Raw genomic sequence first — 16,506 nt, forward strand, 5'->3', positions numbered from 1 at the left:
TCCACGGGGGACAGCGTGCGCGTGGGGAGGCGTCGTGGACGACTACGCGGGAAGGGTGCTCGCGGACCGCTACCGCCTGCCGCTGCCGCCGGCCGACGCGGACACGGACGTCTACGATCCGGCCGAGACGCGCGCCTTCGACACCTACAGCGGGCAGGAGGTCCTGGTCCGCCGGGTGCCGCTGCCGGAGTTCGTCGACGCGGAGGTGCTCGACGGCGACGGCGGTCCCGCGGGGCCCTACGGCGCCGCGGGGCGGGCGACCCGCCGTCCTGCGGAGCCCGTGGTGCGCCGGGCTATCGAGGCGGCCCAGGCCGCCGCGCAGATCCCCGACCACCCTCTGCTCGACCAGGTCTTCGACGTCTTCGCGGAGGCCGGTTCGCTCTGGATAGTGAGCGAACGCATAGCGGCCCGGCCGCTGGCCGCGCTCCTCGCCGAGCGGCCGCTGAACCCCTACCGCGCCGCCGAGATCGGCGCCGACGTGCTCACCGCCCTGCGCGCGCTGCACGCCCACGGGTGGGTGCACCGCAACATCACCGCGCGCACGGTGCTCGTCTGCGACGACGGCCGGGTGGTCCTCACGGGCCTCGCGGTGGGCGCCGCGGAGGAGGCCCTCTGCGGGTACGCGCCCGAGCCCGACCCGGAGACGGCCGCGTGGCAGGCGCCCGCGGAGGAGTACGCGGCCGGGCCCGGCTCCGACGCGTACGACACGCGGGAGGAGGACGCGGAGGAGGACGGCCAGGGGTACGCGGAGGAGCACGGCGGGGAGTACGGCGAGGCGTACGGCTCCGGGGACTACGACCAAAAGGAGTACGGCTCCGAGCCGTACGAGGCGGAGGTCCACGAGGAGACCGACGGGAACGTCCCCTACGGCGCGGACGGGTACCGGGCGGAGATGTACGGCGCGGACGAGTACCCGGCGGACGGGTACGGCGCGGACGGGTACCCCGTCGAGAAGTACGGGGCGGACGGGTACGGGGCGGACGGGTACGGCGTGGCGGACGACGGGCCGCCGGGTACCCGGGGCGTGCCCGGCGCCGAGCCGCCGGAGCGCACACCGCCGGCGTACGGCTACGGCTACGGCGGGAGGTACGCCGACGAGGTGCACCTCCCCGGGCCGGCCCCGCACGCCTCCGGACCGGCCCCCCACCTCCGCGCACCCGACCAGGGCCTCCGCACGCCCGACCAGGACCACGTCGAGTCGGGCCCGGACCAGGTCGAGTCCGACCCCCACCGGGCCGAACCCGAGCCGTACCGGGCCGGGTCGGGCCCCGGCGACGCCGCGCCCGACCACGAGGACACCCCCGCCACCGCCTCGCCCTACGGATACGGCCCCGGCGGCTACGGCACCGATCCCTACGGGCGGGCGCTGCCGGCCGCGCCCGCCGCCGAGACGCAGCCCGCGGCCGCCCCGCCCACCGCGGACGTGCGGGCCGCCCGGGCCGGGGCCATCGCCGCCTACCGGGCCGGTGCGCGCGCCGCCGCCAAGCTCGGCGAGGCCGGTGCCCTGCCCGCACAGCGCCCCGCGCCGGCGGACCCGCCCCCGCCGCCGACCGCGCAGGCGGCCGGCGCGCCCGAGCCGCAGTGGTGGGCGCGGGTGGCGGACGACGACGAGGACGACGAGGGCGACGAGCCGTACGGCGGGGGCCCGCAGGCGGGTCCGCCGCCGCGGGTGATGCTGGCCGGCAACTGGAGCGACGGCCCGCACGCCTCGCGGGACGGCTCGCCGCCGATCCCGGCCGGCGGTTCGGGGCCCGGGCGCGGCCCCGTGCTGCCCGGCTCGGGCCGCCCGGCCCTGCCGGCGGGCTACACGGCCGCGACACCGGACCCCGCACGTCTCCCGGTCCCCGCGGGAGACCGCGAGACGGCCCTGGAGCCGGCCGTGGTCCCGGCCCGGAGCCGGGCCGCCGACCGCGGCCCGACCACCCGGCTCGCCGCCGAGCGGGCCCGGCACACCCGGATCGCGGTCGTCGGCGCCGTCACCGAGCGCTGGGCGCCCGAGCAGGCCGGCCCCGTCCACGAGAACTGGCGCCTCGCCCCGCCGATCGGCCCCGCCACCGACCTGTGGGCCCTCGGCGCGCTCCTCTACCGGGCCGTCCAGGGCCACGCCCCCTACCCCGAGGACAGCGCCGCCGAGCTCGTCCAGCTGGTCTGCGCCGAGCCGCCCGCCTTCGCCGAGGAGTGCGGCCCGCTGCGCCCCGTGGTGGAGTCCCTGCTGCGTCAGGACCCCACCGAGCGGCCCGACTTCGAGGAGCTGCGCGGCTGGCTGCGTTCCCTCGTCCGCTCGGCCCCGGAGCCCGAGGCCGGTGTCGGAGTCGTACCGCTGCCGTCCTTCGACGAGACGCGGCTGCCGATCGTTCGGCGGCGCGGCGAGTTGGTCCGCCGCCGGCGCGGGGGAGCGGGCGCGGGCCGGCACCGCCACCGGCGGCGCGGCAGGGACACGCGCATCCCCGACCGGCCGTACGGCCGCCACGAGGAGCTCGCGGCACGGGAGTTCGGGGCGGCGCCGGCGGGAGCCGGCGTCCGGGAGGAGTACCGGGAGGAGTTCCCGGACTCGTACCACGAGGAGATCCCGCAGCGCGCGTCCCGGGGACCGCGGGCGCCCCGCGCCGGAAAGGGGCCGCGCGGCGGCCGCCCGCCGGGCTCCCCGCGCTCGCTCGGCCGCACGCTCCTGCTCCTCGTCTTCCTGCTGCTCGGCGGTGCCGTCGCGTACGCCGTGCTCTTCATGCCCGGTGACGGGGAGACGCCCGGCGGGTCCGCCTCCCCCTCCGGTCCGGCCCCGCGGACGACCGCGCCCGCGAACCCGCCGTCCGGTACGACGACGCCGGCCACGGAGCAGCCGAGCTCGGGCCCGCCGGCCACGCCGCGCACCACCCCGCCGGCCGCGGATCCGTCGGCCCCGGCGCTCGCCGCCGGGTACGCGCTGCGGCAGGACCCCGAGGGGTTCCGGATCGGCGTGCCGAACGGCTGGCGGCGCAGCCCGCTCAACGACGCCGGGCAAGTCCGCTACACCAGCGGCGACTTCACGATGATCGTGGTGCCCGGCCGGGACAGCGTCGCCGCGAACGGCTCGGACCCGCTGGAGTATCAGAGCTCCAAGGAGCGCGAACTGGAGCCCGCGCGCGCGTCGAGCTGGGGCGAGGTGCAGGAGACGCGGCTGGTCACCATCGGTACGACCGTGACGGCCACGGGCAGTTACCTGTGGCCGGACAGCACGGGCCGCATGGTCTTCGTCCGCAACCTCGCCATGGTCCACGACGGCAGGTACCACGTCGTCCAGGTCATCGGCCCGAAGAACGACCGCTCCAAGGTCTCCGAGATCTTCGACGAGGCCACGAAGGGGTTCCGGCCGGGCCGCTGAGCCGGTCGGGGCGGGCCGGGGTGCCCGGATCGCCCATCGGCCCCCGGTCACAGTGCTGTTCCTATGACCGCCCCGAGGTTCCGCGAGCCGCACCCCCCTCCGTAACCTGTCATCCGAAGGAACGGGCGGGGGCAAGTGGAACATTCTCAGAGCACAGGCACGGGGCTGCTGCTCGCCGGGCGTTACCGGCTGGGCGAGTCCATCGGACGCGGCGGCATGGGCAAGGTCTGGCGCGCCCACGACGAGGTGCTGCACCGCGTCGTGGCGGTCAAGGAGCTGACGGCCGGCCGGTTCGTGGCCGAGGCCGACCGCCTGGTGCTGCACGCCCGGACGCAGAAGGAGGCGCGGGCCGCCGCGCGGATCACGCATCCGGGCGTGGTGACCGTCCACGACGTCCTGGAGCACGACGACCGGCCGTGGATCGTGATGCAGTACGTCGACGGTCCCTCGCTCGCCGACGCCGCCAAGGAGAAGGGCCCGTTCGACCCGCACGAGGCGGCGAGGATCGGCCTGCACGTCCTCGGGGCGCTGCGCGCGGCGCACGCGGCCGGGGTGCTCCACCGGGACGTCAAGCCGGGCAACGTCCTGCTCGCCCGGGACGGCAGCGTCCTGATCACCGACTTCGGGATCGCGGCGATCGAGGGCGACGCGACGATCACCCGGACGGGCGAACTCGTCGGTTCCATCGACTATCTGGCGCCCGAGCGGGTGCGGGGCGGCGACCCCGGTCCCGCCTCCGACCTCTGGTCGCTCGGCGCGACCCTGTACACGGCGGTCGAGGGCACCTCGCCGTTCCGCCGCACCTCTCCGATCAGCACCATGCAGGCCGTGGTGGCCGAGGAGCCGCCGTACCCGGAGAAGGCGGGGCCGCTCGCCCCCGTCATCGTGGCCCTGCTGCGGAAGGACCCCACGCAGCGGCCGCAGGCGGACGAGGCCGGGCGGATGCTGCTCGACGCGATGGAGGGGCGTTCGCCGGCGGCGGCGCAGGCGTACGTCCCGACCCAGCGGGTGGTGCGGGCGGACCTGGACACCGGCGGGGACGGCTCGGTCTCCGGCGACGACCTCGTCACGCTGGGGGAGGACCCCGAGGGCCCGGGCCCGACGGGCACGGCCCGTGCCGCGGCCCCGCCGGTCACCACTCCGTGGCCCCAGCCGGCCCAGCCCTCCCGCACGACTCACCCCGCGCACCCGTCCCGTCCGCTCCAGAGTGCTCAGCGGTCCCCGTCGCCTCAGGGATCGCCGGGACCGGGCTCCCCGCCCACGGTCGTGCCGCCGCACGGCGCGCCCGCCGTCTCCGGTGGTGCCTCCGGCGGCGGCCGGAGCTGGCGCACCGCCGTGCTGGCCGCCCTGCTCGCCGGGCTGGTCGCGGGCGGCGCGGTCTTCGCCGCCATGAACGGCTCGGGCGGCGACCCGGCCGGCGGCGACCGGGTCACGGCGACCGGCCCCGCCTCCGCCTCCGCCACGGCCACGCAGGGCGTCCCCGGCGACGTCCCGGAGGGCTGGCAGCGGGTGGAGGACCCGGAGGGGTTCAGCCTGGCCGTGCCCAAGGGCTGGAAGCGGCAGACGGAGGGCGACAACATCGACTACACCCCGGACAACGGCCGCCACCGCATCCGGATCAACGTCGATCCCAGCCCCGACTTCGAGAACCCGTACATGCACGCGCTCGACCTGGAGCGCATCGTCGCGAAGCGCATGGAGTACACCCGGATCAAGCTCGGCCAGACCACCTACCGCGACCAGGTGCGCTCCAGCCTGTGGGAGTTCACCTGGACGGAGAAGCAGAACTTCCCCGGGCCGAGGCACGCGATCGACCTCATGTACTACGCCGAGGACGGCACGGAGTACGCGATCTACATGTCGTCGCCGGAATCGAGCTGGGAGACCACCCGCGAGCAGTTCGACGTCGTCCTCCAGCACTGGCGGGCCCCGGGCGACTGAAGCGGGCCGGAAACTCCAAAGCGGGCCGCTCCGCAGCCATAAGCCCCTGATCAGGCCTTATGTGCCAGTGATCGCTGGCGCGATGTGGGCACCCGGTGAAAACGCGTTACCGACGGGTACCCAAAGGGCCGGGGGGCGCTTACGCTCGCCCTCATGACGGACTCGCAGGCCCCCGCCGCCCCCTCGGTTCCCGACGTCCCCGCCGCGCAGGCCGGAGCCTCCGCGCCCGCCGGGGCGACCAACCCCGTCGCGCCCGCGCCCGCCGGCGCCCGCACGGCCGCCGACGTCGTGACGCCCGAGGTCGTCGCCCGGCTCACCCGGGGCGTCGTCGGCTCCGGGCGGACCGCCAACCACACCCCGTTCACCGGGGCGAAGCTGGCCGACCTGCCCGAGTCCACCCCGGAGGACGTGGCCGAGGCCTTCACGCGCGCGCGGAGCGCCCAGGCCGCCTGGGCCGCCACCCCGGTCAGGGCCCGCGCCGCCGTGCTCCTGCGCTTCCACGACCTCGTCCTCCAGCGCCAGGGCGAGGTCCTCGACCTCATCCAGCTGGAGACCGGCAAGGCGCGCCTGCACGCCCACGAGGAGGTGCAGGCGGTCGCCGTCGCCGCCCGCCACTACGGCCGCAAGGCCGCCTCCTACCTGAAGCCGCGCCGGCACACCGGTGTCGTGCCGACCCTCACCAAGGTCACCGAGCTGCGCCAGCCGCGCGGCGTCGTCGGCCAGATCGCCCCCTGGAACTACCCGCTCGAACTCTCCGTCGGCGACGCGCTCCCCGCCTTCGTCTCGGGCAACGCCGTCGTCATGAAGCCCGACACGGAGACCGCGCTCACCGCGCTGTGGGCGCGTGACCTGCTCGTCGAGGCCGGGCTGCCCGCCGAGGTGTTCCAGGTCGTCCTCGGCGACGGTCCGGTCGTCGGCCCCGAGGTCGTCAAGCACGCGGACTACGTCTCCTTCACCGGCTCCACCCGCACCGGCCGCGAGGTCGCCCAGGGCGCGGCGGCCCGCCTCGTCGGCGTCTCCCTCGAACTCGGCGGCAAGAACGCCATGCTCGTCCTCCGGGACGCCGACATCGAGAAGGCCGCCGCCGGAGCCGTCCGCGCCTGCTTCTCCTCCGCCGGCCAGCTCTGCATCTCCATCGAGCGCCTCTACGTGCACGAGTCGATCGCCGACGCCTTCCTCGACCGCTTCGCCGCCCGCACCCGGGCGATGCGGCTGGGCAACTCCCTCGCCTACGGCGCCGACATGGGCTCGCTCGTCGGCGAGCGCCAGCTGGAGACCGTCACCCGGCACGTCGAGGAGGCCGTCGCCAAGGGCGCCACGCTCGTCGCCGGCGGCGTCGCCCGCCCCGACATCGGCCCCCTCTTCTTCGAGCCGACCATCCTCGACGGCGTCGAGACCCCGATGGCGGTCTGCGGCGAGGAGACCTTCGGCCCGGTCGTCTCGATCTACCGTTTCCGCGACGAGGACGAGGTCGTCGACCTCGCCAACGCCACCCCGTACGGCCTGAACTCCTCCGTCTGGACGAAGGACTCCCGGCGGGGCCACGCGGTCGCGGCCCGGCTGCGCACCGGCACCGTCAACATCAACGAGGGGTACGCCCCCGCCTACGGCAGCGTGCAGTCCCCGATGGGCGGCATGAAGGACTCCGGGCTCGGCCGCCGCCACGGCTCCGAGGGCATCCTCAAGTACACCGAGGCCCAGACGGTCGCCCAGCAGCGGCTGATCCCGCTCGCGCCGTCCTTCGGGATGGACGACGAGAAGTACGCCGCGTTCATGAGCGCGTCCCTGAAGGCGATGAAGGCCCTGCGCCTGCGCTGACCGGCGCCCGCCGCCCCCACCCCGACCGCCCCCTTTTCGCCCGAGGAGAGCCATGACCGCGGTACCCCCTACCCAGAATCAGGAGCAGGCGGAGGACGAGGCGTACGACTACGACGTCCTCGTCGTCGGGTCCGGCTTCGGCGGCTCGGTCACCGCGCTCCGCCTCACCGAGAAGGGCTACCGGGTCGGCGTCCTGGAGGCCGGACGCCGCTTCACCCGCGCGACCCTGCCGAAGAACTCGTGGGACGTGAAGAACTTCCTGTGGGCCCCCGCCCTCGGCCTCTACGGCATCCAGCGCATCCACCTGCTGGGCAACGTGATGGTGCTCGCGGGCGCCGGGGTCGGCGGCGGCTCCCTCAACTACGCCAACACCCTCTACGAGCCGCTCGCGCCGTTCTTCGACGACCCGCAGTGGAAGGACATCACGGACTGGCGTGAGGAGCTGAGCCCCTACTACGACCAGGCCAAGCGCATGCTCGGCGTCCGGATCAACCCGACCATGACCCCGTCGGACGTCCACCTCAAGGCGACCGCGCAGGCCATGGGCATCGGCGACACCTTCCACATGGCGCCCGTCGGGGTGTTCTTCGGGGACGGGCAGGACGGCGACGGCACGGCGAAGGCGAAGCCGGGCGGCGAGGTGCCCGACCCGTTCTTCGGCGGGGCCGGACCCTCCCGCAAGGCCTGCACCGAGTGCGGCGAGTGCATGACCGGCTGCCGCCACGGCGCCAAGAACACCCTCAACGAGAACTACCTGCACCTCGCGGAGAAGGCCGGCGCCACCGTCCACCCCATGACCACCGTCGTCACCGTCACCGAGGACTCGCGGGGCGGCTTCGCGCTGAAGACCCTCCCCACCGACCAGCGGCGGAAGGGGAAGGGGCGGACCTTCACGGCCCGCCGGGTGGTGATCGCGGCCGGCACCTACGGCACCCAGACCCTGCTGCACCGGATGAAGGACACCGGGCTGCTGCCCCACGTCTCTGACCGGCTCGGCGAGCTGACCCGTACCAACTCCGAGGGCCTCGTCGGCTCGCAGACCACCGACCGGCGCTACCGGAAGAAGCACGGCAAGGAGCGGGCGGACTTCACCCGCGGCGTCGCCATCACCTCTTCGGTCCACCCCGACGCGAACACCCACATCGAGCCCGTCCGGTACGGCAAGGGCTCGAACTCGATGGGCGCCCTCACGGTCCTCCAGGTGCCGTACGGCGCGCACCGGGTCCGCAGGTGGCTGCTGGAACTCGTCAAGCACCCCGGGCTCGCGGCCCGCGCGCTGTCCAACCGGCGCTGGTCGGAGCGGACCATCATCGGCCTCGTCATGCAGTCCCTCGACAACTCGCTGACCACCTACCGCAAGCCGGGCGGCATCGGGAAGGGGCTGCTCACGGCCCGGCAGGGCCACGGCGCACCCAACCCGACGCAGATCGAGGCGGCCACCCGGGCCGCCACCCTCCTCGCCGAGGAGATCAACGGCTTCGCCGGATCCAACGTCGGCGAGCTGATGGGCACCCCGCTGACCGCCCACTTCCTCGGCGGCTGCCCGATCGGCGCCGACGCGCGGTCCGGGGTCATCGACCCGTACCACCGGCTCTTCGGCCACCCGGGGATCTCCGTCGTCGACGGGGCGGCGGTCTCCGCGAACCTCGGCGTGAACCCCTCGCTGACGATCACGGCGCAGGCGGAGCGGGCGATGTCCTTCTGGCCGAACAAGGGCGAGGAGGACCCGCGGCCGCGGCAGGGCGAGGCGTACGCGCGGATCTCGGCGGTCGAGCCCAAGTCGCCCGCGGTCCCGGCCGAGGCCTTCGGCGCGCTGCGGCTGCCGTTCCTGGGGATGCCGGCGGTCCCGCCGAAGACGTCGTGAGAGGCGCAGCCGCCGTGGGCCTGAGCAGCGCCGGGGGCCGGAAAAGGTAAGGGGCGCTGCACCCCCCTCCGAGTGCAGCGCCCCCACCGGCTTCGGTGTTGCTGCATAGATGACCCGCGATGGGCGAGGAAGGTTGTAGCGGTTGCACAGGATCTTCGTGTGACGCCCGTCACATGCGAGGGCCCCGTGGCGCGATTCCGGTCGCGGCACGGGGCCCTCGGGGTCGGCACCGGTGTCAGGGCAGCGGCGGTGCCGAGCGGGGCGGCGCCGGGGGGTTGCGCCGCGTGGGAGAAGGGTCTGCGGGGACGGGGGGGGTTCGGGTCCCCGGGTGCCGCGGGGCGGCCCGGGGAGCTTCGCACGGTGCTGGCGGTCGCGGGGGTCGCGGCCGGACGGTCCGGTTGCGGCCGACCCCGGGCGTCCCCGGGATCGACCGCTCCTTCTGGGTGACCGGACTGCTGTCCCCTGCTGCCCGGTCACGAGCGCTGGTGCGAGGTCCCACGGCGCACCGGAGGTGCGCCACACGCCCCAGCGAAGCCACGCGTGGTTTCCTGCGGGCCCGCCCCTGGCTGGCACGGACACACGGACCAACGAAGCCGGGGCGGAGCCAGTCACGCGCCGTACGGGTGAGAGCGGGTCCGAACTCAGATGCGGGGACGCACCCGGACACGCGGGCGCGTTCTCAGATGCGCCCCCGGCACAGCTCCAGCATCGTCATCGCCAGGGCCGTGCCCGGCTTGCCGAGGGCGTCCCGGTAGTGGCCGAGGACCTCCATCTCGCGGGCCAGGTTCACCCGGCGGCCGCCGGAGGAGATCCGCGCCTCCTGGATGACGGCCGAGACGGCCATCCGTTCCTGGATCAGACCGATGATCCGGTCGTCGAGCGCGTCGATGCGCTCGCGGGCGCCGCCGATCAGCGTCGCCGCCTCGTCGGTGCGGGCGCCGGTCTTCTCGGGGGTGGCGGTGTTCGTCGTCATGGGCGGGGCTCCTGGGGTGTCGGAGGCCCTGGGGTGAACCGGCCCGGGAACGCAGAACGCCCCGGGCTGTCAGCCCGGGGCGCCTGGGAAGTCGCTTGTCAGTTGCTCAAGCGGCACGACCATGGCAGCCGGTGGGCCGGATGCCATAGGTAAAGACGAAGGTCGTGAGCTCGCGCATGGCGACAGTATGGACCCCCGCCACGGACCGGGGCCAATCCGCGTTCGGATGGTGAGACGAAAAGCGCCACCGGCGCGCCGGTAGAATCGACAAATAGCACCCCCCTTCGGGGGACCCTCCTCCTACCGCCGGAAGGCCGCCGTAGTGTCATCAGCGACCCCCGCTGCCGCGCCCGACGTCACCAACCCGGACGTAGTCCTCGTTGTCGACTTCGGCGCCCAGTACGCCCAGCTCATCGCCCGCCGCGTCCGTGAGGCCCGGGTCTACAGCGAGATCGTCCCGTCCACCATGCCGGTGGCCGAGATGCTGGCCAAGAACCCGAAGGCGATCATCCTCTCCGGCGGCCCGTCCTCCGTGTACGCCGAGGGCGCCCCGCGCCTCGACCGTGCGATCTTCGAGGCGGGCGTCCCCGTCTTCGGCATGTGCTACGGCTTCCAGCTGATGGCCCAGACGCTCGGCGGCACCGTCGACGACAACGGCGCCCGCGAGTACGGCCGGACCCCGCTGCACGTCTCCCGCGCCGGCTCCACCCTCTTCGAGGGCACCCCGGTCGAGCAGTCGGTGTGGATGTCGCACGGCGACGCCTGCTCCGCCGCCCCCGAGGGCTTCGCCGTCACCGCGTCCACGGACGTCGTGCCCGTCGCCGCCTTCGAGAACGACGAGAAGAAGCTGTACGGCGTCCAGTACCACCCCGAGGTGCTGCACTCCACGCACGGCCAGCAGATCCTGGAGCACTTCCTCTACCGCGGCGCCGGCATCGAGCCCAGCTGGACCACGGGCAACGTGATCGAGGAGCAGGTCGCGGCCATCCGCGCCCAGGTCGGCGACAAGCGCGCCGTCTGCGGCCTCTCCGGCGGCGTCGACTCCGCCGTGGCCGCCGCGCTGGTGCAGCGGGCCATCGGCTCCCAGCTCACCTGCGTGTACGTCGACCACGGCCTCATGCGCAAGGGCGAGACCGAGCAGGTCGAGAAGGACTTCGTCGCCTCCACCGGCGTCAACCTCAAGGTCGTCGACGCCCAGGAGCGGTTCCTCACCGCCCTCGCCGGCGTCTCCGACCCGGAGACCAAGCGGAAGATCATCGGCCGCGAGTTCATCCGCGTCTTCGAGCAGGCGCAGCTGGAGATCCTCCAGGAGGAGGGCCCCGAGGTCGCGTTCCTCGTCCAGGGCACCCTCTACCCGGACATCGTCGAGTCCGGCGGCGGCACCGGCACCGCCAACATCAAGTCCCACCACAACGTCGGCGGCCTGCCCGACGACATCGAGTTCGAGCTCGTCGAGCCGCTGCGCCAGCTCTTCAAGGACGAGGTCCGCATGGTCGGACAGGAGCTCGGCCTGCCCGAGGAGATCGTCCAGCGCCAGCCGTTCCCCGGCCCCGGCCTCGGCATCCGCATCGTCGGCGAGGTCACCAAGGAGCGCCTGGACCTGCTGCGCGAGGCCGACGCCATCGCCCGCGAGGAGCTCACCGCGGCCGGCCTCGACCGCGAGATCTGGCAGTGCCCGGTCGTCCTGCTCGCCGACGTCCGCTCCGTGGGCGTCCAGGGCGACGGCCGCACCTACGGCCACCCGATCGTGCTGCGTCCCGTCTCGTCCGAGGACGCGATGACGGCCGACTGGTCGCGCCTGCCGTACGACGTGCTCGCCAGGATCTCGACCCGCATCACCAACGAGGTCGCCGACGTCAACCGGGTCGTCCTCGACGTCACCAGCAAGCCGCCGGGCACCATCGAGTGGGAGTAGTCGCCCCCGCTCCCTGAGCCCACCGGAGCCGTCGCCCCCGCGTCCGTCGCGCGGGGCGGCGGCTCCGTCGTCGTCCGGGCCCATCCGTGCCGTCCGGACTCTGGTGACTTGACCGGCCGGGCGTTACCTTCCGGCGCATGAGCGTGATACCGGACCCCGTTCCCGTCGACCGGCTCCACTTCGCCATGCCGCCCGTCCACGCGACGGCCGAGGAGGAACGCACCCACCGCAAGCAGCGGCTCGCCGGCGCGCTCCGGGTCTTCGGGCGGTTCGGCTACGAGGAGGGCGTCTCGGGCCACATCAGCGCCCGCGACCCCGAGCTCCCCGACTGCTACTGGGTGAACCCCTTCGGGGCGCCGTTCGAGGACCTCACCGCGAGCGACCTCATCCTGGTCAACGGCGACGGGCAGGTCGTCCGGGGCGGGCAGTACGTCAACCAGGCCGCGTTCACCGTCCACGCCCAGGTCCACCGGGCCCGCCCCGACGCCGTCGCCGTCGCCCACACCCACTCGCCCCACGGCCGGGCCCTCGCCGCGCTCGGCGAACTCCTCGACCCGATCACCCAGGAGGCCTGCGCCTTCTACCAGGACCACGCCCTCTACGACGCCTACACCGGCGTCACCGTGGACCCCGAGGAGGGGCGCCGGATCGCCCTCGCGCTCGGCACGTTCAAGGCCGTCGTGCTCCGCAACCACGGGGTGCTCACCGTCGGCGGCTCCGTCGACGCGGCCGCCTGGTGGTTCATCGCCCTGGAACGCTGCGCGCAGGTGCAGCTGACCGCGCGGGCGGCCGGGAAGCCGGTCCTCATCGACCACCGCGAGGCCGTCGCGACCCGCGAACAGCTGGGCAGCGACCTCGTGGCCTGGATCAACTACCAGCCGCTCTGGCGCAGGATCAGCCGCACGGAGCCCGAACTCCTGTCGTAGCACCATCGCCTCACCCTTCCGTACGTCAATGCGACGACACGGCAATCACTCCCCGGCGGGGCGCACGCGGCAGCGCGAAAGCCGCCGGTGCGACACAATTCCGTTGAGACGAAGGCTGGTTGACCCCATCGGGCCGCTCCGGTGCGTGTCGTGGAGTGAGCTCGGGAAGTGAACACCGTGGCGGTTCAAGAGGCGAGACAGTACGGCGAGCACGCGACGGCCTGCGCGGGCTGCGCCCACTGCGGGCGGAGCGGACACCGCCGCGCCGTCGCCGCCTTCCTCGCCCGGCGCGACGAGCTCGCCGCCGGGCACGGCGTCCCCGCGGCCGTCGCCCACTCCCCGGTCGCCGCCCGCCAGTGGGTCTCTGACGAACTCGCCCAGTCCGCCCGCGCGGTGGCCCTCCAGGGCCGGGAGGCCGGCACGGCCTGGCTCGACCGGGTGCGGCGCGGCGGCATCGCCGCGGTCTGGGGCGCCGTCCTGGCCCTGCTCCTCGGCCAGGCCCTCACCGCCGTCGGCGCCGGCTGGACCGGCGCCCGCACCGCCGGCCTCTGCACCGCTCTGGTCCTCGCCGCCCCGCTCACCGCCGCCGCCCACGCCCACCGCTCCCGGGGCGGTCTGCTCGCCCCGCTGATCGGCGAGGACAACCGGCTCTCCACCACCCGTGCCGTCGCCGCCGGCTGGCTCCTCCTCCTCGGCTACACCCTGGTCCTCCTCGCCCTCCTGGCCCCCGGCGCCGCCGCCTTCGACCTCGCCCGCGGCGCGGGGCTGCTCACCGTCCTCGCGCTGGTGTCGGCCGTCACCGTGACCGCCCGCCTCGTCGTCACGGCCGGCATCGCGGCCCGACGGCTGCAGAAGGTGCCCGCCGACCGGCCGCGCGCCGCCGACCTCCTCTGCGACGACGCCGGGCGGGCCGCGCTCGCCGACGTCCAGTACGTCCTCGTCTCCGGCTCCGTCCTGGTCCTCACCGGCGCCGCCCTCGCCCACGACCCGACCCGGCTCCCCGGCGTGCCCTGGGCACTCGTGCTCCTCGTCGGCCTCTCGGCGGTCTGGCACCTCGCCGCGAAGTGCACCGACGGCGTGCGCCCCGCGATCCACTCCGTGGTCCGCTCGCGGGAGGCCGGCGACCTCGACGCCCCCATCCGCACGGGCGACGACATCGAGATCCGCGGCTGCGGCTTCGTCCCCGCCGGGGCCGGCGCCCCCGACCCGCTGACCCGGCTCGTCGTCCGGATCGGCGCGGTCCACGCCCACGTGCCGCTGGTCCCGGTCCCGGGCGGCTTCGCCAACCCCACCGACGGGACCCTGACCGTCCCCCTCCCGGTCGACGTGGAACCGGGCCGGGTGGAGGTCTCGGTGGTGACGGCGGCGGGCGTCGAGACCAACCGGGTCGCCATCGACGTCGTCGATTGACCCCTCCGGCCCTCCTTCCCGTATCCCTCCGCGGGAGGTGCGAGGAGAATCGTTCCGCGAACAGTCGTACGGGGCGAGGAGAGGTGACCGACGATGACGGGACACGCGGACCGGGCGGCCGGCGGGACCGGTGACGGGGGCGGGACCGGCGACCCGGACGCCGGGGGCCGCGGCCCCTCCGGCAGGCTCGACCGGTGGAGGGCGCTCGGCTCCCGCTACGCCCTCCTGCCCCTCCGGATCTTCCTCGGCGTCACCTTCGTCTACGCCGCGTTCGACAAGCTCACCGACTCCGCCTTCTTCGCCGCCTCCGGCACGGGCTCCATCGGCGAGATGATGACCGGCGTCCGCGACACCTCGGCGGTGCCCGCCCTCGTCGACCTCGCGCTGAAGAGCCCGGCCGGCTTCGGCTACGCCATCGCCTTCGGCGAGCTCGCCGTCGGGATCGGGACCCTCGTGGGCCTCTTCGGCCGGGTGGCGGCCCTCGGCGGCGCCCTGATCTCGCTGAGCCTCTGGCTGACCGTGAGCTGGCAGGTCGACCCGTACTACCTCGGCAACGACCTCGCCTACCTGATGGCCTGGCTGCCGCTGGTGCTGGCCGGGGCGTCGGTGCTGTCGCTCGACCGGCTCCTCGCCGAACGGCGCCGCACACGGTAGACGATCCAGGTCACCAGGCCGGCCGTGCCCAGGCCGCCGAAGAGGACCGGGAACACCACGTACCACGGGGTCGTCCAGGCCCCGGTGGCGTCGCCCGCGTACAGGCCGGCCAGGGCCAGGGCCGTGAGGCCGGCGATCATCCGGCCGGGCCTGAACTCATGCAGCAGCACGGGTGACCTCCAGCTGTCCGAGGGCGATCTCCAGGGAGAGGACCAGCGTGCCCGCCGGGGCGGTCCCGGCCGGCGGCTCCAGGGTCCGGGTCACGTCGCGGTCCGGCGCGACGTCGATGTCGTCCGGCGGCTCGCCCGGCAGCTGCACGTCCCCGAGTCCCACCTGGGCGCGCAGCTTCACCACCGCGTTCTTCGGGACGACCACCTTGAGCCGGCCCGCGCCCACCTCGACCGAGGACGTCACGGTCGCGCCCGCCGGGACCGGCAGGGCCGACAGATCGAGCGTGCCGACGCCGGTGCCCAGTTCGTAGCGCGGCTGCACGGCGGCGACCGAGGCCGGCCGCCACGTCTCGCGCATCCACTCCGTCGTGATCTGCCCGGGCACCGCCGTGGTCAGGGCGAGCAGACCGGCCGTGACCACGGTCAGGAAGACCGTGCCGAACCCGGTCCGGCCCAGGAAGCTGCTGACGACCAGGCCGAGCCCGAACACCGCCAGCGCCGCGACCAGACCGGTCTGCAGGCTCGTGCCCAGCGGCTCGCTCTCCCAGGTCAGGGAGGTGCCGATGACCGCGGCGACCATCGCGAGGAGATAGACGAGACCGCCGATCGAGTACGGGCTCCGCCGGATCGAGGGCGTGGGACGCCCGGGAGCGGCCGGACCGGCCTTCCACCGGGCGCCCGGCTTCGGCACCTCGCCGTCCACCCGTCCGTCCTGGTCGACGATCCCCTGCGGACCCCACAGGTAGCCGACGGCGACCCGGCCCGTCGAGCCGTCCTTGACGATGGGGTCGCGCCACCACGAGGGCGACTCGACGAGCGGCGGGGCCTTCGTCTCGGGCGGGGCCTCGGCGACCGGACGGGAGGCCGCCGCCGCGTCCGCCCGTCCCTCCGCCTCCACCGCGCCGGCCTGCCGGTGCCGCGACCAGATCGCCGCGGACGCGAGCGCGAGCGCCACCAGCAGGGCAGAGCCCAGCATCGACCCGCTGTGCAGCATCGACAGGAAGACCCCGCAGCCCACCAGCGCCATCAGCACGGCGGCCAGCGTGCCCCCGGAGACGCGGCCGGTCAGCAGCCTGCGGCCCTCGTTCTCCTCCTCGCCGTCGAGCGGGACCAGCAGCCACGCGAAGCCGTAGAAGATCAGTCCGAGACCGCCCGGCACCGCGAGCACACCGATCACGACCCGGAAGATCACCGGGTCGAGGTCGAAGTACCGGCCGAGACCGCCGCAGACACCGCCCACGACCTTGCTGCCGCGCGTACGCCGCAGCGGCGGGGCGGAGCCGGCCTCCACCGGTGGCGGGGCCTCGTGCTGCGAAGGCGTCGAACTCGTCATGCGTCCATGGTGACGGCCCGTGACGCCGAGCGGCACCGGGGCCGACCCTGGCCCGACCCTGATATTCGGCGCCCCGCCGTCCCCGAAGCCGTACCAGGGGCGATCTCAGGGCCGACCCTGATGTCCCGGGCGGGCCGAACGTGT

Annotated in this window: 11 protein-coding genes; 8 read left to right on the forward strand and 3 right to left on the reverse strand. The window is 74.5% G+C overall.

All coding sequences use genetic code 11. From position 1 onward, the window contains the following. Positions 1-34: 34 nt before the first annotated feature. The 4 genes from ACF09E_RS26905 (at position 35) to ACF09E_RS26920 (ending at position 8,981) form a co-directional block, all read left to right on the forward strand. A complete protein-coding gene (locus ACF09E_RS26905; protein ID WP_392207709.1) occupies positions 35-3,358 on the forward strand; it encodes a protein kinase in 3,324 nt (1,107 codons plus the stop codon). 135 nt (positions 3,359-3,493) lie between these two features. Continuing rightward, the gene (locus tag ACF09E_RS26910; RefSeq protein ID WP_392207711.1) at positions 3,494-5,299 is read left to right on the forward strand and encodes a protein kinase; all 1,806 of its coding nucleotides are present in this window, start codon (positions 3,494-3,496) and stop codon (positions 5,297-5,299) included. 153 nt (positions 5,300-5,452) lie between these two features. Further along, the gene (locus tag ACF09E_RS26915) at positions 5,453-7,117 is read left to right on the forward strand and encodes a succinic semialdehyde dehydrogenase (protein ID WP_392207713.1); all 1,665 of its coding nucleotides are present in this window, start codon (positions 5,453-5,455) and stop codon (positions 7,115-7,117) included. Positions 7,118-7,169: 52 nt separating this feature from the next. After that, positions 7,170-8,981, forward strand: a complete 1,812-nt coding sequence (locus tag ACF09E_RS26920; protein WP_392207715.1) for a GMC oxidoreductase — start codon at positions 7,170-7,172, stop codon at positions 8,979-8,981. A gap of 679 nt (positions 8,982-9,660) precedes the next feature. Here ACF09E_RS26920 and ACF09E_RS26925 read toward each other — a convergent pair. Further along, a complete protein-coding gene (locus ACF09E_RS26925; protein ID WP_392207717.1) occupies positions 9,661-9,954 on the reverse strand; it encodes a chorismate mutase in 294 nt (97 codons plus the stop codon). Between the two features lie 322 nt (positions 9,955-10,276). Here ACF09E_RS26925 and guaA point away from each other — a divergent pair, with 322 nt between their 5' ends. From guaA to ACF09E_RS26945, 4 genes are all read left to right on the forward strand, one after another. Further along, on the forward strand, positions 10,277-11,869 hold the full coding sequence (gene guaA, locus ACF09E_RS26930; protein ID WP_392207719.1) for a glutamine-hydrolyzing GMP synthase: 1,593 nt from the start codon (positions 10,277-10,279) through the stop codon (positions 11,867-11,869). A 137-nt stretch (positions 11,870-12,006) separates the two neighbouring features. Beyond that, positions 12,007-12,795 (forward strand): class II aldolase/adducin family protein, encoded by a 789-nt coding sequence (locus ACF09E_RS26935; protein WP_361855100.1) that lies wholly within the window; start codon positions 12,007-12,009, stop codon positions 12,793-12,795. A 177-nt stretch (positions 12,796-12,972) separates the two neighbouring features. After that, positions 12,973-14,205, forward strand: a complete 1,233-nt coding sequence (locus ACF09E_RS26940) for a hypothetical protein (protein ID WP_392207721.1) — start codon at positions 12,973-12,975, stop codon at positions 14,203-14,205. A 93-nt stretch (positions 14,206-14,298) separates the two neighbouring features. Then, on the forward strand, positions 14,299-14,859 hold the full coding sequence (locus ACF09E_RS26945; protein ID WP_392207723.1) for a DoxX family protein: 561 nt from the start codon (positions 14,299-14,301) through the stop codon (positions 14,857-14,859). Here the strand turns inward: ACF09E_RS26945 and ACF09E_RS26950 are convergent. Both ACF09E_RS26950 and ACF09E_RS26955 read right to left on the reverse strand, forming a co-directional pair. Beyond that, a complete protein-coding gene (locus tag ACF09E_RS26950) occupies positions 14,769-15,029 on the reverse strand; it encodes a hypothetical protein (RefSeq protein ID WP_073910442.1) in 261 nt (86 codons plus the stop codon). The two genes, ACF09E_RS26945 and ACF09E_RS26950, sit on opposite strands and share 91 nt — an antisense overlap. Continuing rightward, entirely contained in the window at positions 15,016-16,362 is a 1,347-nt protein-coding gene (locus ACF09E_RS26955) for a PspC domain-containing protein (RefSeq protein WP_392207725.1), read from the reverse strand. The genes ACF09E_RS26950 and ACF09E_RS26955 overlap by 14 nt, the downstream gene beginning before the upstream one ends. Between the last annotated feature and the right edge of the window lie 144 nt (positions 16,363-16,506).

It is taken from the genome of Streptomyces sp. NPDC014891, from assembly GCF_043081085.1.
Lineage (GTDB): Bacteria > Actinomycetota > Actinomycetes > Streptomycetales > Streptomycetaceae > Streptomyces.